At 69.4% G+C, this 22347-nt stretch carries 21 protein-coding genes; 11 read left to right on the forward strand and 10 right to left on the reverse strand.

Going from position 1 to position 22347, the window contains the following annotated elements:
- The first annotated feature begins 668 nt into the window (after window positions 1-668).
- Both ACFVT5_RS42435 and ACFVT5_RS42440 read left to right on the forward strand, forming a co-directional pair.
- Complete coding sequence (locus ACFVT5_RS42435) at window positions 669-1346, forward strand: response regulator transcription factor (protein WP_235457590.1); 678 nt, start codon at window positions 669-671, stop codon at window positions 1344-1346.
- A gap of 48 nt (window positions 1347-1394) precedes the next feature.
- Window positions 1395-2669: an ATP-binding protein gene (locus ACFVT5_RS42440; RefSeq protein ID WP_389899558.1), complete on the forward strand. Its 1275-nt coding sequence runs from the start codon at window positions 1395-1397 to the stop codon at window positions 2667-2669.
- 16 nt (window positions 2670-2685) lie between these two features.
- Here the strand turns inward: ACFVT5_RS42440 and ACFVT5_RS42445 are convergent, their stop codons facing one another.
- Window positions 2686-3231 carry a GtrA family protein gene (locus ACFVT5_RS42445; RefSeq protein WP_389899613.1) on the reverse strand — a complete coding sequence of 182 codons (546 nt, stop codon included), beginning with the start codon at window positions 3229-3231 and terminating at the stop codon, window positions 2686-2688.
- 120 nt (window positions 3232-3351) lie between these two features.
- On the opposite strand from ACFVT5_RS42445, the gene ACFVT5_RS42450 reads away from it, so the two are divergent.
- Genes ACFVT5_RS42450 through ACFVT5_RS42465 form a run of 4 tightly spaced genes read left to right on the forward strand, consistent with a single transcriptional unit; the run spans window position 3352 to window position 6327 of the window.
- Window positions 3352-4506 carry a 5-(carboxyamino)imidazole ribonucleotide synthase gene (locus tag ACFVT5_RS42450; RefSeq protein ID WP_389899560.1) on the forward strand — a complete coding sequence of 385 codons (1155 nt, stop codon included), beginning with the start codon at window positions 3352-3354 and terminating at the stop codon, window positions 4504-4506.
- A complete protein-coding gene (purE, locus tag ACFVT5_RS42455) occupies window positions 4503-5048 on the forward strand; it encodes a 5-(carboxyamino)imidazole ribonucleotide mutase (RefSeq protein ID WP_389899562.1) in 546 nt (181 codons plus the stop codon). Before ACFVT5_RS42450 ends, purE begins: the two co-directional genes overlap by 4 nt.
- A 5-nt stretch (window positions 5049-5053) precedes the next feature.
- A complete protein-coding gene (locus ACFVT5_RS42460; protein ID WP_389899564.1) occupies window positions 5054-6235 on the forward strand; it encodes a dipeptidase in 1182 nt (393 codons plus the stop codon).
- Window positions 6232-6327, forward strand: coding sequence for a CGNR zinc finger domain-containing protein (locus ACFVT5_RS42465; protein WP_389899614.1), 96 nt, complete (start codon window positions 6232-6234; stop codon window positions 6325-6327). Before ACFVT5_RS42460 ends, ACFVT5_RS42465 begins: the two co-directional genes overlap by 4 nt.
- A gap of 41 nt (window positions 6328-6368) precedes the next feature.
- Here the strand turns inward: ACFVT5_RS42465 and ACFVT5_RS42470 are convergent, their stop codons facing one another.
- From ACFVT5_RS42470 to ACFVT5_RS42480, 3 genes are all read right to left on the reverse strand, one after another.
- Window positions 6369-7712 (reverse strand): UDP-glucose dehydrogenase family protein, encoded by a 1344-nt coding sequence (locus ACFVT5_RS42470; protein WP_389899566.1) that lies wholly within the window; start codon window positions 7710-7712, stop codon window positions 6369-6371.
- Window positions 7713-7855: 143 nt separating this feature from the next.
- Window positions 7856-8320, reverse strand: a complete 465-nt coding sequence (locus ACFVT5_RS42475) for a hypothetical protein (protein WP_389899568.1) — start codon at window positions 8318-8320, stop codon at window positions 7856-7858.
- A 53-nt stretch (window positions 8321-8373) separates the two neighbouring features.
- Complete coding sequence (locus ACFVT5_RS42480) at window positions 8374-8598, reverse strand: DUF397 domain-containing protein (protein ID WP_389899570.1); 225 nt, start codon at window positions 8596-8598, stop codon at window positions 8374-8376.
- A 240-nt stretch (window positions 8599-8838) separates the two neighbouring features.
- Here ACFVT5_RS42480 and ACFVT5_RS42485 point away from each other — a divergent pair, with 240 nt between their 5' ends.
- The 3 genes from ACFVT5_RS42485 to ACFVT5_RS42495 are packed head-to-tail and all read left to right on the forward strand — an operon-like array spanning window position 8839 to window position 10480.
- On the forward strand, window positions 8839-9102 hold the full coding sequence (locus ACFVT5_RS42485; protein ID WP_389899571.1) for a hypothetical protein: 264 nt from the start codon (window positions 8839-8841) through the stop codon (window positions 9100-9102).
- A complete protein-coding gene (locus ACFVT5_RS42490) occupies window positions 9071-9601 on the forward strand; it encodes a DUF6879 family protein (RefSeq protein ID WP_389899573.1) in 531 nt (176 codons plus the stop codon). The genes ACFVT5_RS42485 and ACFVT5_RS42490 overlap by 32 nt, the downstream gene beginning before the upstream one ends.
- 24 nt (window positions 9602-9625) lie before the next feature.
- Complete coding sequence (locus ACFVT5_RS42495) at window positions 9626-10480, forward strand: helix-turn-helix domain-containing protein (RefSeq protein ID WP_389899574.1); 855 nt, start codon at window positions 9626-9628, stop codon at window positions 10478-10480.
- Window positions 10481-10608: 128 nt separating this feature from the next.
- Here the strand turns inward: ACFVT5_RS42495 and ACFVT5_RS42500 are convergent, their stop codons facing one another.
- Window positions 10609-11910 carry an LCP family protein gene (locus ACFVT5_RS42500; protein WP_389899576.1) on the reverse strand — a complete coding sequence of 434 codons (1302 nt, stop codon included), beginning with the start codon at window positions 11908-11910 and terminating at the stop codon, window positions 10609-10611.
- A 267-nt stretch (window positions 11911-12177) separates the two neighbouring features.
- Window positions 12178-13545: an LCP family protein gene (locus tag ACFVT5_RS42505; RefSeq protein WP_389899615.1), complete on the reverse strand. Its 1368-nt coding sequence runs from the start codon at window positions 13543-13545 to the stop codon at window positions 12178-12180.
- Window positions 13546-13789: 244 nt separating this feature from the next.
- On the opposite strand from ACFVT5_RS42505, the gene ACFVT5_RS42510 reads away from it, so the two are divergent.
- On the forward strand, window positions 13790-14836 hold the full coding sequence (locus ACFVT5_RS42510) for a glycosyltransferase family 2 protein (RefSeq protein ID WP_389899578.1): 1047 nt from the start codon (window positions 13790-13792) through the stop codon (window positions 14834-14836).
- 29 nt (window positions 14837-14865) lie between these two features.
- Here the strand turns inward: ACFVT5_RS42510 and ACFVT5_RS42515 are convergent, their stop codons facing one another.
- The 4 genes from ACFVT5_RS42515 to ACFVT5_RS42530 form a co-directional block, all read right to left on the reverse strand.
- Window positions 14866-16671 (reverse strand): LCP family protein, encoded by a 1806-nt coding sequence (locus tag ACFVT5_RS42515; protein ID WP_389899580.1) that lies wholly within the window; start codon window positions 16669-16671, stop codon window positions 14866-14868.
- Between the two features lie 69 nt (window positions 16672-16740).
- A complete protein-coding gene (locus ACFVT5_RS42520) occupies window positions 16741-18567 on the reverse strand; it encodes an LCP family protein (protein ID WP_389899581.1) in 1827 nt (608 codons plus the stop codon).
- A 239-nt stretch (window positions 18568-18806) separates the two neighbouring features.
- Entirely contained in the window at window positions 18807-19985 is a 1179-nt protein-coding gene (locus ACFVT5_RS42525; protein WP_389899582.1) for an LCP family protein, read from the reverse strand.
- A gap of 66 nt (window positions 19986-20051) precedes the next feature.
- Window positions 20052-20807, reverse strand: a complete 756-nt coding sequence (locus ACFVT5_RS42530; protein WP_389899583.1) for a TIGR03089 family protein — start codon at window positions 20805-20807, stop codon at window positions 20052-20054.
- 173 nt (window positions 20808-20980) lie between these two features.
- Between ACFVT5_RS42530 and ACFVT5_RS42535 the strand changes: the two genes are divergently transcribed.
- Window positions 20981-22246 (forward strand): peptidoglycan recognition protein, encoded by a 1266-nt coding sequence (locus ACFVT5_RS42535; RefSeq protein ID WP_389899584.1) that lies wholly within the window; start codon window positions 20981-20983, stop codon window positions 22244-22246.
- The last annotated feature ends 101 nt before the right edge of the window (window positions 22247-22347 follow it).

Consider the following 22347-nt stretch of genomic DNA (forward strand, 5'->3'; position numbering starts at 1 on the left):
CAGCACCCTATATGGAAGGACTTGAGACACGGATCACAGGAACCAGGGGAACAACACAACCACTTTCCAAGGCCCCACCCCAAACCACCCACCCCTTCGAACCCACCACGAAGGCGCCAAGCCGAGACGACGCATCCCGGCGACGCCAAGCCGCTCCGCGGGTCCAGGCGCCAAAGCTGCCCGGCACCTTGAATCCGCCCTGCGGGTCCAGCCTGCAAAGCTGCCCGCCCTTGAACCAGCGCCGCGGTTTCTCGCCGCGATAGCTACCCGGCACCTTGAATCCGCCCCGCAGGTCCAGCCCGCAAAGCCGCCCGCACCTTTGAACCCGCCGCGACGGCGCCAAGCCCGGACGACGCATCCCGGCGGTGCCAAGTCCCTCCGCAGTCTCTGCCCACAAAGCTGCCCGCCCCCCTCGAATCGGCTCTGCGATGTCTCGCCGCAACAGCTGCCCCGCACCCAAAATCCGCCGCGACGGCGCCAAGCCGAGACGGCGCATCTCGGCGGTGCCGAACGACCAAAGCAGGCCGCAGGCCAAGCCCGGCGCAGCCGCCCCCCGGCCGCAGGCCAAGCCCCAAGGCGGGAGTCGAAAGCCGGCCGCAGGCCAAGAGCCAGGCGCAGCCGGAACCCGGTCAGAACAAGCGCGGCGGCTCGGTCGCTATCCTCAGCACATGACCCGTGTACTGCTCGCCGAGGACGACGCGTCCATCTCGGAGCCACTGGCGCGTGCCCTGCGCCGGGAGGGTTACGAGGTCGAAGTGCGTGAGGACGGACCGACCGCGCTGGACGCGGGGATGCAGGGGGGAGTCGACCTGGTCGTACTCGACCTGGGACTGCCCGGTATGGACGGTCTGGAGGTGGCCCGCAGACTCCGCGCCGAGGGCCACACGGTGCCGATCCTGATCCTCACCGCGCGCGCCGACGAGGTCGACACCGTCGTCGGCCTCGACGCGGGCGCCGACGACTACGTGACCAAGCCGTTCCGGCTCGCCGAACTCCTGGCCCGGGTCCGGGCCCTGCTGCGGCGCGGTGCCGCGGAGCCCCAGCAGCCGCCGGCCACCCATGGCGTCCGTATCGACGTGGAGTCGCACCGCGCGTGGATGGGCGAGGAGGAACTCCAGCTCACAGCAAAGGAGTTCGACCTGCTGCGGGTCCTCGTACGGGACGCGGGCCGGGTCGTCACGCGCGACCAGTTGATGCGCGAGGTCTGGGACACCACGTGGTGGTCCTCGACCAAGACGCTCGACATGCACATCTCGTGGCTGCGCAAGAAACTGGGCGACGACGCCGCGAACCCCCGCTACATCGCCACGGTCCGAGGCGTCGGTTTCCGCTTCGAGAAAAGCTGACGTTCCGCTTCGGCAGAAGCTGACGACCCCACCCCGGGACACTGAACCATGCGCCGCCGTCTGATCAATTCCACGCTCGCCGTCGTGCTCGTCGTGATCGCCGTGTTCGGGGTCTCCCTGGTCATCGTGGAGACCCGCACGATCAGCAGCAGCGCCCAGGAGCGCGTGGACTCCGAGGCATGGCGCCTGGCGGGCATCGTGGACAGCCGGCTCATCAGCGACGAGGCCGTCACCGCCGCGCTCCTCAGCAACCAGGTCGCCCACGACCGGTACGCGGTCATCGAGGTACCCGGCCGGGCGCCCGTGCGGATCGGCACCCGTCCCACCGGCGACGTCATCCAGGGCAAGGCCAAGGGCGAGAAGGGCGAGACGGTCACCGTCCAGGAGTCCCGCTCGGCGGTGACCCGCGAGGTCGGCCGCACCCTGTTGATCATCGCCGCGGTCGCCCTGCTCGCGATCATCGCCGCGGTACTGCTCGCCGTACGGCAGGCCAACCGGCTCGCGTCCCCGCTCACCGATCTCGCCGAGACCGCGGAACGCCTCGGTTCGGGCGACCCGCGCCCCCGGCACAAGCGGTACGCGGTGCCCGAGCTGGACCGGGTCGCGGACGTCCTGGACTCCAGCGCCGAGCGGATCGCGCGGATGCTCACGGCCGAGCGGCGCCTCGCGGCGGACGCCTCGCACCAGCTCCGTACGCCGCTGACCGCGCTGTCGATGCGGCTTGAGGAGATCACCGTCACCGAGGATCTGGAGACGGTCCGGGAGGAGGCGACGATCGCGCTGGCCCAGGTCGAGCGGCTCACGGACGTCGTGGAGCGGCTGTTGACGAACTCCCGTGACCCGAGGACCGGATCGGCGGTCTCCTTCGACCTGGACGAGGTCATCAAGCAGCAACTGGAGGAGTGGCGCCCGGTCTACCGCAGCGTGGGCCGCGCCATCGTCAGCTCCGGCAAACGGCATCTGCGCGCGGTCGGAACCCCGGGCGCGGTCGCCCAGGTCCTGGCCGCGCTGATCGAGAACTCGCTGATGCACGGCGGCGGTACGGTGGCGTTGCGCACCCGGGTCACCGGCAATCAGGCCGTTATCGAGGTCACCGACGAGGGCACGGGCGTCCCGCCCGAACTGGGTTCACGGATCTTCGAGCGGACCATCAGCGGCCGTAACTCGACGGGCATCGGCCTCGCGGTCGCCCGGGACCTCGCGGAGGCCGACGGGGGCCGCCTGGAGATGCTCCAGGGCAAGCCCCCGGTGTTCGGCCTGTTCCTGTCCCGTACGCCCCTGAAGAAGTCGGGCCCCGGCGAAGACGGCCAGACGGTCCGCTAGCCGACCGCACGATCCGCTAGGCGGCGCGCTGCCGATCCCGCTCCTCGCTGTCACCGCCGCCGTCGAGGAACGTCTCCGTGCCCGTGACCGTCGCCCCCGCGGGCAGCGTCCGGAACACCCAGGTCCGGTACGACCAGAACCGGAACAGGGTCGCGACCCCGATCCCGAGGAACTTGAAGACGTTGCTCTGGAGCGGACTGTCCCAGTGGAAACCGTAGGTGGCGAGGTACAGGACACCGTTCTCGATGACCAGTCCCACCGCGCTGAACGCCAGGAACAGCGTCATCTCGCGGGTGCTGCCACTCTTGTCACGGTCCCGATACGTGAAGTAACGGAAACCGATGTAGTTGAAGATGATCGCGACGATCGTGGCGACCACACTGGCCCGGACCACCTGGAGATCGGTCACGTGCCGCATCAGGTTGAACACGAGGAGGTTGACCGCCAGACCCGCGCCGCCCACCGCCCCGAACTTCGCGATCTCACGCCACAACTGCTCGACGTGCCGTCGCAGGGACCCGCCCGATGAGGTGCGCGTTCCCGGAGAACCACCTTTGTCCATGGTGCCGCCCAGTCCCCGCTCCGTCGGATTCGTCACATGGTCAACCCCGCCATGCTATCCAGCACCTCCCGACGCCGCCTGGGGACGCCCCCCGCTCAGCGCGCCGATACCCTGGGGTACGTGACGTTCCCGGTAGTCGGCATGGTCGGCGGGGGGCAGCTCGCTCGTATGACACACGAGGCGGGCATCCCGCTCGGCATCAAGTTCAAGCTCCTCAGTGACACCCCGCAGGACTCAGCGGCGCAGGTGGTCAGCGATGTCGTCGTCGGCGACTACCGCGACCTGGCGACACTGCGCGAGTTCGCGCGGGGCTGCGACGTGATCACCTTCGATCACGAGCACGTCCCCACCGAGCATCTACGGGCCCTGGAGGCGGACGGCATCCCCGTGCGCCCCGGCCCCGACGCGCTCGTACACGCCCAGGACAAAGGCGTGATGCGTGCGAAGCTCACCGAGATCGGCGCGCCCTGCCCGCGCCATCGGATCGTGCGCGACCCGGCGGACGTCGCGGCCTTCGCCGCCGAGGGCGCCACGGACGGCGGCGACGGCTTCCCAGTGATCCTCAAGACGGTCCGCGGCGGCTACGACGGCAAGGGCGTCTGGTTCGTACGGTCCCTGGCCGACGCCGCCGAACCGTTCCGCGCCGGCGTCCCGGTCCTCGCCGAGGAGAAGGTCGACTTCGTACGGGAACTGGCCGCCAATGTGGTGCGTTCCCCGCACGGCCAGGCCGTCGCGTACCCGGTGGTGGAGTCCCGGCAGGTCGACGGCGTCTGCGACACGGTGATCGCCCCCGCCCCCGGACTTGACGAGAACCTGGCGCTGCGGGCCGAGGAACTCGCCCTGCGCATCGCGAAAGAGCTGAACGTCGTCGGCCATCTCGCCGTCGAACTCTTCGAGACACCCGACGGCCGCGTCCTGGTCAACGAACTTGCCATGCGCCCGCACAACTCCGGGCACTGGACCCAGGACGGCGCGATCACCTCGCAGTTCGCCAACCACGTCCGCGCGGTCCTCGACCTCCCGCTCGGCGACCCGCGCCCGCGCGCCCCCTGGACGGTCATGTGCAACGTCCTGGGCGGCGACTACCCGGACATGTACAGCGCGTATCTGCACTGCATGGCCCGCGACCCGAAGCTGAAGATCCACATGTACGGCAAGGACGTGAAGCCGGGCCGCAAGGTCGGGCACGTCAACACCTACGGCGACGACCTGGACGACGTGTTGGAGCGCGCCCGTCACGCAGCCGGCTACCTCAGAGGAACGATCACCGAATGACCACCCCCGCCGCCCGGCCCGTCGTCGGCATCGTCATGGGTTCGGACTCCGACTGGCCCGTCATGGAAGCCGCAGCGCAGGCGCTCGACGAGTTCGAGATCGCCTATGAGGTCGACGTCGTCTCCGCCCACCGCATGCCCCGCGAGATGATCGCGTACGGCGAACACGCCGCCGACCGCGGCCTGAAGGCGATCATCGCGGGCGCCGGGGGAGCGGCCCATCTGCCGGGCATGCTCGCGTCGGTCACCCCGCTGCCGGTGATCGGTGTGCCGGTCCCGCTCAAGTACCTCGACGGCATGGACAGCCTGCTGTCCATCGTGCAGATGCCGGCGGGCGTGCCCGTCGCCACGGTCTCGGTCGGCGGCGCGCGCAACGCGGGTCTGCTCGCGGTCCGGATGCTCGCCGCGCACGACGAGGAACTCCTCGGCCGGGTACGGGAGTTCCAGCAGGATCTGAACGACCAGGCGACGGAGAAGGGCAAGCGGCTGCGGGCCAAGGTGGCGGGCGGCCCGGCGGGCTTCGGCTTCGGCTCGGGAAAGTGACGGCCATGACCACGTCTGCTCGCCTCGACGAGGCCCGCGCCCTGCTGGACGACTTCCCGGTGGTCGACGGCCACAACGACCTGCCGTGGGCGCTGCGCGAGCAGGTGCGGTACGACCTCACGGCGCGGGACATCGCCACCGACCAGAGCGCCCATCTGCACACCGACCTGGCACGGCTGCGGGCGGGCGGTGTCGGCGCCCAGTTCTGGTCGGTGTACGTACGGTCCGACCTCGCCGGTGACAGCGCGGTCAGCGCGACGCTCGAACAGATCGACTGCGTACGGCAGTTGCTGGCCCGCTACCCCAAGGACCTGGCGCCCGCGCTGACGGCCGCCGACATGGAACGGGCCCGTACGGAAGGCCGCATCGCCTCCCTCATGGGCGCCGAGGGCGGCCACTCCATCAACAACTCCCTGGCGACGCTGCGGGCCCTGCACACCCTGGGCGTCCGCTACATGACCCTCACGCACAACGACAACATCCCCTGGGCGGACTCGGCGACGGACGAGCCGGGCGTCGGCGGCCTGTCGGACTTCGGCCGGGAAGTGGTCCGGGAGATGAACCGCACCGGCATGCTGGTGGACCTCTCGCACGTGGCGGCCACCACCATGAGAGACGCCCTGGACACCACGGTGGCGCCGGTGATCTTCTCCCACTCCTCATCGCGGGCGGTGTGCGACCACCCGAGGAACATCCCGGACGACGTCCTGGAACGCCTTCCCGGGAACGGCGGTGTGGCGATGGTGACGTTCGTCCCGAAGTTCGTTCTCCAGGCGGCGGTCGACTGGACGGAGGCGGCGGACGAGAACCTGCGCGCGCACGGCTTCCACCACCTGGACACCTCGCCCGAGGCGATGAAGCTGCACCGCGCCTTCGAGGAGGCCCACCCGCGCCCGATCGCGACGACGGCGACGGTCGCCGACCACCTCGACCACATGCGCGAGGTCGCGGGCATCGACCACATCGGCATCGGCGGCGACTACGACGGCACGGCCTTCACCCCCGACGGCCTGAACGACGTCTCCGGCTACCCGAACCTGATCGCGGAACTCCTGACCCGAGCCTGGTCCAGGGAAGACCTGTCCAAACTGACCTGGCGCAACGCGGTAAGGGTCCTGGCGGACGCGGAATCGGTAGCGACCCAGGAACAGTCGAAGAGGGGCCCGTCGCACGCGACCATGAGCTGACCGCGACCGGCGCTTCAACAGGTCGTTGGTGCTCGATGGCGATCTGTGGAGCGCGCGCGAAAATGAAGACGTACAGGTCGAAAGCCAAGTAGCGCCCAAGTGCCCGTCTAGGTCTGTCAGGCTCCGTCAGCGTCTAAGCCGACGGTCGTCCCATCGCCCGGTAAGTCCACCCGGCATCCCGCCACACCGCGGGGTCCAGCGCGTTCCGTCCGTCCAGGATCACCCGGCGCGACGTCACCGCGCCCAGCTCCGCGGGATCCAGCTCACGGAACTCCCGCCACTCCGTGAGATGCAGCACCACATCGGCCCCCCGCACCGCGTCCACCGCGGAATCCCCGTACCCCAGGGTCGGGAACATGCGTCGCGCGTTCGCCATCCCCTTGGGGTCGTACACGGTGACCTGACCGCCCTGGAGGTGGATCTGCCCGGCGACATTCAGCGCCGGAGAGTCCCGCACGTCGTCGGAGTCCGGCTTGAACGTGGCCCCGAGCACGGCGACCCGCTTGCCGAGGAAGGTGTCGCCGCCGACCGCGTCCCGCGCCATCTCGACCATCTGCCCGCGCCGCCGCATGTTGATGGAGTCGATCTCGCGCAGGAACGTCAGCGCCTGGTCCGCGCCCAGCTCACCGGCGCGCGCCATGAAGGCCCGGATGTCCTTGGGCAGACAGCCCCCGCCGAAGCCGATACCGGCGCGCAGGTACCTGTGCCCGATCCGCTCGTCGTACCCGAGGGCCTCCGCGAGCCGTACCACGTCGCCGCCGCCGGCCTCGCAGACCTCGGCCATCGCGTTGATGAACGAGATCTTGGTGGCGAGGAAGGAGTTGGCGGAGGTCTTCACCAGTTCCGCCGTGGGGAAGTCGGTGACGAGGAAGGGCGTACCGGCGGCGACCGGCGTCGCGTACACCTCGCGCAGCACCTTCTCGGCCTGCCCGCCGCGCACCCCGACGACGATCCGGTCCGGGTGGAGGGTGTCCTGTACGGCGAACCCCTCACGAAGGAATTCGGGGTTCCACGCGAGTTCCACGCCGTCCCCGGCGGGCGCCAGCTCGGTGAGCCGTGCCGCGAGCCGTTCCGCGCTGCCGACCGGCACGGTCGACTTGCCGACGACGAGCGCGGGTCGAGTGAGATGCCGGGCCAGGCTCTCCATCGCACTGTCGACGTAACTCATGTCACACGCGTACTCGCCGTGCTTCTGCGGGGTGTTCACACAGACGAAGTGCACATCCCCGAACGCGGCGACCTCGGCCCAGTCCATGGTGAACCGCAGCCGCCCGGTGGACCCCTCGATCCCGGCGACATGCTTGTGCAGCAGTTCTTCGAGTCCCGGCTCGTACATCGGTACGCGGCCCTGCGCGAGCAGCTCGATCTTCTCCGGGACGACATCGAGCCCGAGCACCTCGAAGCCGAGTTCCGCCATGGCCGCGGCGTGCGTGGCGCCGAGATAGCCGGTGCCGATCACGGTGATTTTGGGGGCCATGGGGGTGCTCCAGTGCCGGGAGGGTCGCGTGAGGTGGGGCGTGCGCGCCCGAGCATAGCCGGGGGCCCACCACCTCCCTCAAGGGGCCGCCCGCCCCCTCGCCGTCCCATACGAAGCGAGGCGGGCGGTGCCATGGGAATTCGTCACCGGAGCGGGCAGGGCAACTCCGGTCGCGCGCGGTTCGGGCAGCACACCAGGGCCAGGGACAGGTATGCGGGGCGTTCGAGGTAGAAGCCGAGTGAGACGTCGGTGCCGGACTCCAGGTGTTCGGCACTGGAGTTGACGAGTGTGGCCAGGTAGGTGGTGTCGCGTTGTGTGTGGGAGGCGAAGCGGGGCGCGTACTCGGCCAGCCGTTTCCCGAGCCAGGCCGCTGCTTCCTTGGGCTCCTCCCATGTGCCGCGTACGAGACTCTTCGGCTTGATGAGCCAGTACGCCGTTTCCAGCGGAGGCAGATCGGTGGTCGGGAACTCCGTCGCCACTTCTCGGTAGCGCCGGATCAGCTCCGGGCTGCTTCCGGGCGGGGGCGGTTCGGGATGCGGGGGCCGACGCAGGGCTTCGTTGTCGTAGCGCTGTTTGGGGCCGGTCCACAGATAGCCGTGATGGTGCACCTGGCGTTTCCCGTTCGGTGGGAGCGGTCGATGGACCGGCCGGCGATGGGGGATCAGACGCTCAGGCCGAACCGGCCGGGGTCGATCCCGGCCACGGCGAGTTCCTCCGTGCTGAAGCGCAGCGGCTGTGTGTCCGGCCGTTTGCTGTCGCCCAGGGCCCAGGCATCGTCACCGATCCGGGCCAGAGTCACGCACCCCTCGGTGCAGGGGCCGCCGCACGCCTTCACGAACGAGGCCCCGCCGATGTCGAGCGCGTACAGGTCGATTCCGTTCTGCATCACTGCACCTTCCTCCGTAGGAACGGCCTGCCCCAGCCCGGACGGCATGTCCGTGGGCGGAAGTTGGAGCTGCCGCTGGACACGACGCTAGGGATGCGATGTGCACCATCCCTAGTGATGTGCAGATCTGTGCAGACGGCTGTCCGGAATGGTGTTGTGGCTGCTTTGTGCCCTTGACCGACCAACTCTCCGAGGCGACGGTGTTGCACACAACTGCACAACTCGACGATGGAGGTCGTCATGTCGCTACTGTTCATCGGCATCGACCCGAACACGGGTGACCACGAGAGTCCCACCGTGTGGGTCGACCAGGGGAAGAAGGAGATCCTCTTCCAGGGCTGGAAGCCCGACGCGGAAACCGAGGCGGAATGTGCTGCCTTCGAAGTGCCGGGTCACGCCAAGGGAATCCCGGACCACGAGGCAGTGATCCGTATCCCGGCACGGATGGTGCCCATGATCAGGGAGGCGTGCGATGCCGTCGAGCACACCGACGACGTTCACTGATCTGCTCTCCAAGTGCGCCCGCTCCGCCGTCCACTTGGAGATGCGGGACACGTACGCCGTCGACTACGAGTCCGGCCCGTTCGCGGACTGGAGGAACGGATACCGCCACGACCCGGCCGACCGCACATCCTGGTGGCGGCCGTGGCTCGACCTGGTCCAGGAGACCACCGGCCGTGGTGTGACCGTTCGCCGGGCCCGTATCGTGTCCGAGCCCGTGAGCGAGTACACCCGCTTTCTCCACGACGGCACTTTCACCAACGCCGCCGCAGGGGAGTCGGTGCGATGGCTTCCCCGCCGGCGCGCTTCCGACCTCGCCCTGCCGGGCAACGACTTCTGGCTGTTCGACGAGCAGCTGGTCTACTGGAACCACTTCACCGGCGAAGGAGCCTCGGCAGGAGGGGAAGTCATGGAGGACCCGGCCGCCGCGAAGCTGTGCGCTGAGGCATTCGAAGCGGTCTGGGCGCGCGGCATCCCGCACGACGAGTACACGATCCGCTGACCGACAGTACTGACAGGCCAGTTCATGCCCATCTCCCCGTCCTCCTCCGCCCAGGCCGCGCGCGAAGTCGTAGCCAAGCGGCTCCGTGACCTTCGCAAGAGGGCAGGGCTGACGGTCACCGAGCTGGCCGACCAGTGCGGTTGGCACCACGCGAAGACCTCCCGCATCGAGAACGCGCGCACGGCCCCCTCGGCCACCGACATCCGGCTGTGGTGCCGGACGACACGCGCCGAGGGCGAGGCGGAGGACCTCATAGCGCAGTCGTTGCACGCGGAGTCGATGTATACGGAGTGGCGCCACCAGGTACGCGGCGGCCTGAAGCGCCTTCAGGACAGTGCGGTGCAGTTCTTCCACGAGACCGAGCTGTTCCGCGTGTACTCCTCCACCCTCGTACCGGGACTGCTCCAGACCGAGGGCTACGCCGCCGGCGTACTGGAGATCAGCGCCAACTTCCGTGAACTCCCCATCGACGACAGCGCGGAGGCGGCACGGGCCCGGGTGGAACGCTCCCGCGTGATCCATGAACCTGGGCACCGCTTCACGCTCCTGATCGAGGAGGCCGCGCTGCACTACCGGATAGGCGACGAGGACGCGATGGCCGCGCAACTCGGCTATCTGCTGACTGCGGGCGCACTGCCACAGGTCTCGCTGGGCATCATCCCGGCAACAGTCCCGTCGCGCTCGCAGTGGCCGCGAGAGACGTTCCACGTGTACGACGACCGACTCGTGTCGGTGGAACTCGTCTCGGCGCGGGTGAGGATCACGCAGCCCGGCGAGGTCGCCCTTTACCTGAAGTCGTTCGAGCAACTCCGCAGCATGGCCGTGTACGGGGCCGACGCACGCGCCCTGATCGTGAAGGCCATCGACGCCCTGCCCTGACCCGGCCACGCGTCGACGCACGGCAAACCCCGCCACCCACCGGCTCTTGTAAGGCGACTACTCGCTACAGAACAGAGCCCCGGGTCATCGATCGACCCGGGGCCCTCCCAATGGCGTTGCGGTGCCGCTCAGTTGCCCGAGACCGTCACCTTCTGGCCCGCGTTCAACTGGTCCACCAGCGTCTTCACCTTGGCCTTGTCCCAGACCAGGTTGCCGCCCGTGGAGCCGGAGATCGGGATGTTCATCGACTTGCCCTCGCCGCCCGAGACCCCCTTCATCGCCCAGAACATCGACGCCACGTTCCAGAGGCTCATGTCCTTGTCGACGATCAGTGAGTCGAGGCCAGCGCCCAAAGTCGGGTACAGGCGGAAGGGGTTGAGCACGGTCGACGGCGTCGCCGACTGGTGCGCGAGCGCCGCGAGGAACTTCTGCTGGTTCTTCGTGCGCTCCAGGTCGCTCGCCGCGAAGGCGTGCCGGGTACGGACGAAGGCGAGGGCCTGCTCACCGTTGAGGGTCTGCTTGCCGGCCTTGAAGTCGGCGCCCGACCACTTGTCCTTGAAGCCCTTGTCGAGGTTCATCTCGACCCCGCCGACCGCGTCGACGATCTTCGCGAAGCCGCCGAAGCCGATCTCCGCGTAATGGTCGATGCGCAGTCCGGTGTTGAACTCGATGGTCCGTACGAGGAGTTCGGGACCGTCCTCGGCGTAGGCGGCGTTGAGCTTCACATGGCGGCCCGTGCCCTTGTATGTCTTGCCGGACTCGGAGCCCACGAAGCTGGGGATCTCGACGTCCGAGTCACGCGGCAGCGAGATCATGGTGTTTCCGCTGTCGCCGACGTGCAGGATCATCATGGAGTCCGTGCGCTTGCCCTCGGCGGACCCGGTGTGCAGCTTCTTCTTGTCCTCGGCCGTCATCCCGGCCCGGCTGTCGGAGCCGACGATCAGGTAGTTGGTGCCGTCGCCGCCCTGCGGCCGGTCGATGACCTTCGACAGGTCGACCTCGCGCTTCAGCTTCGAGTCGGCCCAGAAGTACGTGCCGATACTCACCGCGAGCAGCACGATGACGAGCGTCAGCGCCGTGAACCCGATACGGCGCCGCCAATTGGGGGCCGGCCGCGCGGTCTGCCCGCCGTATCCGTCACCGCCCCGGCCGCCGCCGCGCTGCCCGCCGTCGTCCCCCTGGCCGTACACCTGGCCGGAGTTGTAGCCGCTGTCGTACCCCGGATCCCGCGGCCCGTACTCGTCGTGGCCGTAGGCGGGCTGGGGCGGGACACCACGCGGGGGCGCCGCCTGGCCAGGTACCTGGCCGCGCTGGACATGCCGCATCGCGCGGGCGCCTTCGGGCTGTGCGCTCGCGCTGCCACGGCCGTAACCGTCACGGGAACGGCGACGGCCGTTCTCGTCACTCCATGAGTCGGGCCAGTCATTCATGCGCCTTAGTGTGCAGGCTCACGGCGGGGCGTTGACAGGGAGGTGGGAAATTCGGGGCACGGCTGTTGCACGGCTGATGCAAACCGGACAGCGCGGGGGCGCAGGGCCACCAGCCGCCTACGGAACGCTACTTGATGCATACGTAGAGCGACGGCCCGTACGCTCCGGGTCACACACACCCCGGTACGCCCCGGGTCACACCCCCCGCACATCCGCGGGTCACACCCACACACCCCCGCGTCACACCCACACACCCCCGGCCCCGACCTACGGACACACCACCTCGTCGCCCGTGACCGCCCCGAACTCCCCCTGCCGGACCGTGGCCGCCCGTACCCTCCGTACCTCCTTGAAGTCCTCGCCCGCCACCACCTTCATCACCGGGCCCTGGCCGGGCGCCGGGCGCAGTTCGCTGCCCGGCAGGGCCGTCGCGAGGGACCGTGCCGAGCGGTCCCAGCGCGGGTCGTAGACCACCACCGTCCGCTCCGCCGTACTACCGGGCTGCGCGTCGTGCGGCGCGCCCGTCGTACGGAACCCGGTGCGGCGCAGCCCGTCGTCGACCCGCTTGCCGAGGCCCGGCGTCCCGGCGCCGTTCTCCACCTGTACCTCGATCTGCTGCGGCGCCACCTCGACCGTCGCCGCCCGCCGCTTCTTGGCGCGCTTCACGGTCAGCGGCCGGTCGTCCCGCAGCGCCTCGAACAGCTTCTTCGACTTCGCCTCGTCCCACTTCACGGTCGAGCCGATGGTCTTGACCTGGAAGGCCGGATCGCCGATCGGGACGGTCGTGAACTCCGACGACTTCGGCGAGAACCCGCGCATCGCCCGCCCGAGGGCCAGCATCTCGTCCGCGCCGAACCCCTTGTCCGCGCGGACCGAACCGAGCACCGCCTGTGAGATCTCGCTGAACCGCACCGGATTGAGCAGGATCCCCGACGACGTCGCCTTCGCGATCAGCGCCGCGAGGAACCGCTGCTGCCGCTCCATCCGTCCGAGGTCGGCGGCGCCGTCGATATGCCGCGAACGCACGTACTGGAGCGCCTCGCCACCGTTCAGATCGTGCGTACCGGCCGGCAGATCGAGGCCCGTGTACGTGTCCTGCATCGGCCGTGCCGTACAGATCTGGACCCCGCCGAGCACGTCCACGGTCTTCATGAAGCTGGTGAAGTCGACCTCCAGATAGTGGTCGACCTTCACGCCCGTCATGTGCTCGACCGTCCGCACGGTGAGCTGCGGACCGCCTTCCGCGTAGGCGGCGTTGAGCTTCACCGGATGCGCCGAGTGGTGGGTGTTCGACGTCTGGTCGGTGTGCTCGGGGATCTCCGCGTACGAGTCGCGTGGCAGGCTCACGACACTGGCGCGCTCCCGGTCCTGCGAGATGTGCACGATCATGATCGTGTCCGTGCAGTGACAGGGCGCGCCGCCGAGCCGGTACTTCTTCCGCTCCTCCTGCGTGATCTTGTCGCGCCCGTCGGTGCCGACCAGCAGGACGTTCATGCCGTGCCCCGCCTGCGGCCGGTTCTTCATGTCCTTGAACGGGTCGACCCGGTCGATCTCCGCGCCGATCCCCGTGACCAGCGCGTGCCCGATGCCCGCCGCCGCGAGGACGGCGACGGAGAAGGTAGTGGCCATCCGCATCACCCAGCGCGGGCGCCGTCTGCGCCGCTCCGCCGCCGCGGGCACGGGCCGCCGCCGGGTGCCGGACGGTTCGGGCCGCGCGGGACGCGGGCTGTCGGGGGAGCGGGCCGGGTGGGGCACGAGGGGGAACACCTCCGCGGGGACGGGATACGCGCGAGAACGGTACGTCCATACGAAATCCGGCCCGTGTGATCGACCGTACGGCGCGCGATCGTGTCCCCCATTCGCGGTAACGTGGCGTGCGATGAACGCCACGCCCGAGATGCCGCCCCCCGCCGTGTCCGTGATCATGCCGGTCCTCGACGAGGAACGGCATCTGCGCGGAGCCGTCCGAGCGATCCTCGCCCAGGAGTACGCGGGTGAGATGGAGGTCGTGATCGCGCTCGGCCCGTCCACGGACCGCACCGACGAGATCGCCGCCGAACTCGTCCGCGAGGACCCCCGGGTGCACACCGTGCCGAACCCGACGGGCCGTACCCCGGCCGCGCTGAACGCCGCGATCAAGGCGTCCCGCCACCCCGTGGTGGTACGGGTCGACGGGCACGGCATCCTCTCGCCGAACTACATCGCCACTGCGGTACGGCTCCTCGACGAGACCGGCGCGCAGAACGTCGGCGGCATCATGCACGCCGAGGGCGAGAACGCCTGGGAGGACGCCGTCGCGGCGGCGATGACCTCGAAGATCGGCGTCGGCAACGCCGCCTTCCACACCGGCGGCGCCGCGGCCTCCGCCGAGACGGTCTACCTCGGTGTCTTCCGGCGGGCGGCCCTGGAGCAACAGGGCGGCTACAACGAGGAGTTCATCCGCGCCCAGGACTGGGAGCTGAACTTCCGGATCCGGGAGGCGGGCGGCCTGATCTGGTTCTCGCCCGAGCTGCGCGTCTCGTACCGGCCACGGCCCTCGGTGCGGGCACTCGCCAAGCAGTACAAGGACTACGGCCGGTGGCGGCATGTGGTGGCCCGCTACCACGAGGGGTCCATCAACCTGCGCTATCTCGCGCCGCCGACCGCCGTGTGCGCCATAGCGGCCGGCCTGGTCGCCGGGGCGCTGGTGACACCGTGGGCGCTGGTGGTGCCCGGCGGCTATCTCGCCGCGATCACCGCCGGGTCGCTGCCCGCGGGCAAGGGGCTGCCCCTCGCGGCCCGGGTACGCATTCCCCTCGCCCTGGCCACCATGCACATGTCGTGGGGCTGGGGCTTCCTGACGAGCCCCAAGTCGCTCGCGCGCCGGGTCATCGCCAGCCGGAGGCCGGCGGTCCGCACCGAGGGTGAGACCGCCGGGCCCAGGTGAACTTCCTGCTTACCGGCTGACGTTCAGGCTTACCAGGTGAAGTTGGGGTTCACCTTCATACAGGCCGAGTCGTCGGCGCCGTTGAGCGCGTCGGCCGACTTCGGTGTCTTGTCGTCCTTCGGGTCCGCCGCCTTCTTCGGATAGGCGTTGCCCTCGCGCCAGTCGGCGCCCACGGTCAGCGTGACACCCGAGACATCGGTCGATTTCTTCACCGAACTCAGGGGAATCCCCAGGGACTTGGCGACCCGCTGGGCGTCACCCTCCAGGTCCACGCTCGGATAGTTGATCACCGTCTTCGGCTCGGCGAGCGCCTGTGTCGCGTCCGCCGTGGCCCGCGTGAAGCCCTTGCCGGTGAGGACCTGCGTCACGGCCGTCGCCCGCCCGCCGACCGGGGCGAGGGTGTTCGTCCGGGTGCCGTTGACTACCTGGACCGCGATCTGCGCGTCCGGCGCCGCCGGGTCGTCCGACAGCTTCTCGGGCGTCGACTTCTTGGGCTTGTCCTTGCCGTCCAGGGCGATGTCCTCGCGTACCAGCCGGAACAACTGCTCGGCGTCGCCCGGCTTCGGCACCACACGCGCGCCGAGGTAGTTGAACGGCATGGTGGTCATCGTGATCCGGTCCGGCGGCACCTTCTTCAGCTCGTTGCCGAGGTCGTACAGCTTCATCACGGTGTCCAGGCCGTTGTCGACCGTGAGCGCCTTGGTGGCCGTCTCGGCGAGGGCGCGCAGCTTGCCCGGATTGCTGATCGTGGCGTTCTTGCGCAGCTCCCGGACCATCGAGTTCATGTACTGGTGCTGGGCCGTGGCCCGCCCGATGTCGCTGCCGTCCCCGAAGCCGTACCGCGTGCGCAGCCACTGGAGGGCCTGCTCGCCCTTGATCGGGGTGGTGCCCTCCTTCAGCTTCAGGCCGGAGCCCTTGCCGTCCGTGGTGTGCGAGTACACGTTGGCGTCCACACAGACCGGCACCCCGCCGATCGCGTCCGCCATGTCGACCACACCCGCGAAGTCCACCATCATGAAGTGGTTGATGTGGATGTTGGTGAGCTTCTCCCAGGTCGCCACGGTGCACCCGGCGCCGCCCCGGCCGAGCGTCGCGTTCGTCATCGTCGCAATGGTGCTCGCCGGATAGACCTTGCCGTCCTTCTTGTCGACGCACTTCGGGATGTCCACGAGGGTGTCGCGCGGCATGCTGATCACCGACATGTTGCTGCGGTCCGCGGACAGGTGCAGCAGCATCTGGACATCGGCGAGCGGGGGAGCGCCCACCGACTCCTTGTGGCCGCCCAGCTTCAGGTTCTCGGCGCTGTTCCGGCTGTCCGAGCCGATCAGCAGGATGTTCAACGGGGTCTGACCCGCCGCGTTCGGCGTCGGCTCGGGCGCCTTGTGCTCGCCGAGGTTGAGGTCGTCCTTCTTGATGTTGCCGTTGAGATGCCGGTAATAGAGGTATCCGGCGGCGGCCGTGCCGAGGATCAGCACGGAGACCACCATCGCGGTCCAGCGCAGCGCACGGCGCTTACGTCGTCGCGGTCGCCGCGGCCCTCCGCCGCCGCGGTTTTCGCTCCGCTGTCGCCGTCCGCCGCCCCCACCCGGCTTCCCCTCAGGGGTACTTACGCCGTGGGCCGCCTCGTCCGGTACACCGGTCGAGCCGGGTATTCGCTCGGGATCGTCGGTCGCCGTTCGCCCGTCGCCGCGGTCCCCCGGCCACGTACCGTCCCCTTGCCGCGCACCGCCACCTTCGCCGGGACCGCCTTCGTACACGGTGTCGTCCCAGCCGTGATCGGCGGCGCGCTCGACGCGTGGTCGTGCTCCCTCCCCACGCACACCGCTTCGCCCCATCTCCAGCCCCTCCCCGCCCAGCGCCCAGTTCAGAAGTCGCCCCGTTAGACGCGGGAGGACCCCAAAGGGTTACTTGGCGCACACAGCCTTGTCGGCTTCGACTTTCTGAATGCCCTCCGGCGCCTTCGACGGAGCCGCGATGGGCGTCCCCGCGCCCTTGAAGTCCTGGCCGAGCGTCAACACGATCGCCGGCAGCCCCTGCGCGTTCTTCTCGCTCTTGCCCGGCTTCATCGCGGAGCCGGGCAGCCCCATGATCTCGGCGAGCCTGCGCGCCTGGTCGGCCTGGTCGGGCCCGTATTCGAGTGTTGTCTTCTTCTGCGAGTCGGCATTGCCGAGTTGGCTCGACTTGGCAACGCCCTTAGTGTTCTGCAACCACGTGAGAGTTGTCTGAGCGGATCCGGAGACCGCCCCTCCGTTGTAGATATCGACCCTGACCTCGGACGCGGCGGACTTGGTGCCCTTGAGCCGGGCCGCCTCCGCCGCCTTCTCCTTCTTCTCCTGCTGCTTGACCTCGGTGAGCGAGATGTCGTCCTGGATCATCGAGAACAGCGGATCGGCCTTGGCGGTGTCGACGACGACCGTCGCCTTGACCTTCTCGGCCGGGTTGTCGAGGACGGGCAGCGTGGCGAAGGTGATGTTCTTCGGGTTTACCTTTTTCAGCTCCATGCCCACGTCCTTGAGCTTGGTGATACTCCCGATCCCGGTGTCCACCTGGAGCGCCTTGGTCGCCGCCTCCGCGAGATCCAGCATCTTCGACGGGCTGGACAGCGTGGAGTCGTCCTTCAGCTTCCGCATCAGCGAACCGAGGAACTGCTGCTGCACCTGGATCCGGTCGAGGTCGCCCGCGTTGCCGAAACTGTGCCGGGTGCGGACGAAGGCGAGCGCCTGCTCGCCCTCGATGGTGTGCTCGCCCGCCGGGAGTTTGAGGTGCGAGTCCGGGTCGTCCACGGGCTTGGCGAGGCAGATCTCGACCCCGCCCACGGCCGTCGTCAGCGTCTTGACCGCGTTGAAGTCGGCCATCATGAAGTGGTCCGGCTTGACCCCGGTGATCTCCTCGACCGTCCGCATGGCGCAGCCCGCGTCGCGGCCGTCCTGGCCGAGGCTGACGTTGAACCGCACGCCAGGCGTTCCGGGGATCACCTTCTCGCTGCCGTCCGGCTGCTTCGTCGGACAGTCCGGGATGTCCGTGATCAGGTCACGCGGAATGCTCAACGCGGTCGCGTTCGTACGGTCCTTGGAGACATGCAGCAGGATGTTCGTGTCGGCGTGCCCGACGCTGCCCTTGTCGCCGTAGCCCTCATTGCCCTTGCCGGTCCGCTTGTCCGTGCCGATCAGCAGGATGTTGACCGCTTCGTCCTTGCTGAACCCGCCGCTGCCCGCGCTGCCGACGTCGGTGGTCGTGATGTTGTCGTTGAGGTGCTGGTAGTAGAGGTACCCGCTGGCCGCGACGGCGACCAGGACGACCGCGAGGCCACCACTCGTCCACAGCGCGATTTTCTTGCCGGTGGACTTCTTGCCCTTCTTCGACCGGCGCCGGCCCGGGGACTCCGGCGGAGCGCCGCGCCGCCTGCGCTGGCCCGGCAGATCACGGGTGCCGGGATCCTCCAGCGGCGCGCGGGTGCCACGGTCCTGGCCCGGAGCGGTACGGGACCGGGTGCCGGACCTGCCGCCCTGCGGAGCGTCCTGCTGATCGCCGGCCTGCCCCTGCTTTCTGCCCTGCCCCTGGCCTCTGTCCTGCCCCCGGCCCCGGCGACCTCCACCGGTCCGAGGACCGGGTAGGCTCGACTGCCCTGCGGAAGCATCCAGTCGCAGTTCGTAGTCACCGGTCTGCGGGTTGAGTACCCACTGGTCTGCGGGGTCGATATCGTCCGCCCGCCCACGGCCTTGCGCGTCCACGGTTGTTTGCGTCCTCCGTCAAGGGCCACGCGGCGCCCTCTCCCCCCTCAGAAGGACGCGCGTCAGCCGGTCACGCGGCGTGCGGCCATGGGGTGGCCCGGCACACCGGATCGCTCACACTATCCGCCCAGTTCAGCGTCAAGCGACGGCCGTGACAAATTCCACGTCCCTACAACTGGGCAATACGACGCATATCTTTTGAGTATCGTTCGCGCCACACGTGTCACTTGGTACGCGCTTTACCCACAGGCGTCCTCGGCCGCCGTATTCCCCCGGAACGTCGGCGCCGGACCGGTCGGCGCGACGGACGGATTACGCGGTGGATCGCCGGGTTTGCCCGTGTTGTCCCCGCTGCCCGGGGGGCGTTCGGGAGTGACCTCGACCGGACTGTCGGACCGCAGCCGCTGGAACAGCCGCTCCGCCTCGGCCTTCACCAACTGGTCACGGTTGGCGTTGTACACGTACGACCGGCGGGGCACGGTCAGGAACTGGACACGTTCGATGGGGATCGTGCGCACCCCGCGCACCAGGTCGTACAGACCGCGCAGGCTCGCCAGCTCCGGATCCGTGGTCAGCGCCGAGGTCGCCGCGTCCAGGACCGGGTACAGCATCGCCGGATTCAGCAGGACGTCATTGCTGCTGACCTTGTTCACCAGGGCGCCGAGGAAGCGCTGCTGGCGCTCCATGCGCTCGGTGTCGCTGCCGTTCCCGATGCTCTTACGGGCCCGTACGTAGCCGAGGGACTGCTCGCCGTCGAGGGTCTGGGTGCCCGCGGGCAGCCTCAACTTGGCGGCGCGGTCGTCGATCGGCTCGCTGAGACAGACCTGGACCCCCTCCACGGCGTCCACCATCTCCTTGAACCCCTCGAAGTCGACGACCATGTGGTGGTCCACGCGGATGTTCGTCAGCTTCTCTACGGTACGGATCGTGCAGCCCGAACCACCCGTCGCAAAGGCCGAGTTGAACATCGTGAACACCGGTTCGGTGCGGGTGCCGTCGGGGCGCCGACAGTCCGGGACGTGGACCATCAGATCGCGCGGGATCGAGACGGCGGTCGCGCTGCGCCGGTCGGCGGCGAGATGCAGCAGCATCGTCGTGTCGGACCGCTCGCTGCCGAGGTCACGGCCGTACCGGCGGTTGCCCTCCCCTGCCCGGCTGTCGGAACCGATCATCAGGATGTTCTGCGCCGCGCCGACCAGAGCGGAGGGCCGCTCCTTCTCGTACTGCTTCAGCTCCGCCGCCGCGTCCGTGTCCGAGGTGATGTTCCCGTTGAGTTTCTCGTACACGGCCCACCCGGCCCCGGCCGAGACCAGCAGAAACCCGGACACCCCGAACACGCCGTACCGCAGCCACCGCCGCCGCCGCTTCCTGACGCCGGTGGCCCCGGCCCCCAACACCCCACTCGCTGACAAACCCACACACACGAAGATGCCGTGCGGGGTACGGGGCGTCCTGCGCACTGACCCAAACGGTGGACGACGCCGTCAGCGGACCGTAGCGGTAACCCGTTCGTCCTCCACCCGTCGAGCCAACGCGTCCTCCGAAATCAGCGAAGCGTTCCGGCACAACACCACGGAGCCCCCACTGGCGAGCGGCCCGTACAACCCGGCACTCAACCCCTCCCACGTCTCGTAGGACAAAAGGGAAAGTACCCGCCCCCCAGGCCCGGTCAGCCCCAGCGTGCCGGCGTCCCCGACCGCCCGCCCCACCACTTCCGCCCCGGACATCCCGGCCCCCGCCACCACCAGCGCGGGGGCCTCCGGGTCCACCACCTCGTACGGCACGAACCGATCCCCCTGCCCCGGCACCTCCACCGCGTAATCCACGAACCCTGCCGGCGTCGAAGGGAACCGCCCCCCGAGAGGCCGCAGTGCCAACGCCACCCGCTCCCCGGAACAGGCCCGCCCCGCATCGAGCGCGTCGGGCCCGGCGACCACGAGATCGGCGGCACCGGCATCCCCGCCGACATCGGCGACAACCCCCACCGACGAACACGCGAGCAACCACACGGCGGTCTGCCAGTGCGCGGGCAGCAACAGCGCGACCCGGTCACCGGGCGCCGCACCCAGGTCGCCCTGGAGCAGATTCGCGGTCTTGGCCACCCAATTGGCGAAGGTGGCCACGGACAATTCGACCCGTTCACCGGTCGCGTCGTCGTAGAAGGTCACCAGTGGGCGGGCCGGATCCGCGGCGAGCGCGGAACGCAGCAGGTCGGCAGGGGTGCGATCGGTGGCGTTCACGCGGGCAAGCGTACGCGCGCCCGACCCCACGGCGGGCCCCGGCGGGGGACCACCGATGCGCCCGTGCGGCGGAACCGGGCGCCCCGGTCGGGTGATTCGCGCCGCCGCGTCACCCGACGGACCGTCAGTTCCCGAATGGACAGATATGTACGTCTATGTCCACGATCAGCCGTATGCGTGGATTCCTAGCTTCTTCGATCGGCGTCACGTGCCTGGCCGCTCTGGCCCTGCCGCTCGCCCAGCCCACCGGAGCCCGAGCCACGACCCCGGCCGCACCAGCCGCACCAGCCGCACCAGGCGCGCCGGCGGCAGCCGCACCGTCCGTGCCCGGCAGCACCCAGTCGCTACCCCTCTCCCCGCTCTCCACCGACCGTTCCCTCCCGCCGGGCGCCCAGGAACAGGGACTGTCCCGGCGGGACGTCCGCCCCTTCTCGCTCGTCGGCGTCGTCTGGGACGACCCGGCCGTCGAACTCGACGGCCAGGTCCAGGTCCGTACCCGCGCCACCGCAACTGCCTCCTGGTCCGGCTGGCAGGACGTCGAGACCCACAACCACGAGCACGCCGCCGACCCCGGCAGCGACGAGCGCGAGTCCGGCCGGGTGCGCGGCTCCACCGCGCCCCTGTGGGTCGGCGACTCGGACGCCGTCGAGGTCCGCGTGAGCGCCCCGCCGCACGACTCCGTACGGGGGATGCTCCCCGCCGGTCTGCGACTGGAACTCGTCGACCCGGGCAATGAACCGGCCGCCACCAGGTCCGTACCCGAGAGCGCCGTCGTGCCCGAGAGCGCCGAGGTCCTGCCGGAGGAGTCGGCCGCCGCCGAGCGCGCCAGGCCGTACACCGCCCCGCGCCCCCGCGTCGTCACCCGGTGGGGCTGGGGCGCCGACGAGAGACTGCGGCAGGGCGGTTTCGCGTACGCCAAGTCGGTGAGGGCGGCCTTCGTGCACCACAGCGGTACGGGCAACAACTACCGCTGCTCGCAAGCCCCTTCGGTCATTCGCGGTATCTACCGCTACCACGTCAAGAGCAGCGGCTGGCGCGACATCGGCTACAACTACCTCGTCGACAAGTGCGGAAACGTCTACGAGGGCCGGGCCGGGGGAGTGACCAAGGCGGTCCTGGGCGCCCACACCCTCGGGTTCAACTCCAACACCATGGGTGTCGCGGTCCTCGGCACGTTCAGCCGCTCGAATCCGCCCGCCGCCGCGGTCAACGCCGTCGCCAAGGTCACCGCGTGGAAGCTGGGGCTGTTCGGAGCCAATCCGAGGGGCAAGACATATCTGACGTCGGGCGGTGGCAATCTGTACCGAAAAGGAAAGAAGGTTCGGCTCAATGTGATCTCGGGCCACCGTGACGGCTTCGTCACGGACTGCCCGGGTGCCCGCCTGTACGGCAAGCTCGGCACCGTCCGCGGCAGCGCGGCCCGACTCCAGGGCCGCTGACCGAGCGCCTGCCGTTCGCATCTGCCGTACGCATCTGCTGTACGCACCTGCCGGGCGCCGCCGCGTGAGCCGTTCCGGGCCGTACCCATCGGCCGGCCCTC

This window comes from Streptomyces sp. NPDC058001 (assembly GCF_042886315.1).
Classification (GTDB): domain Bacteria; phylum Actinomycetota; class Actinomycetes; order Streptomycetales; family Streptomycetaceae; genus Streptomyces.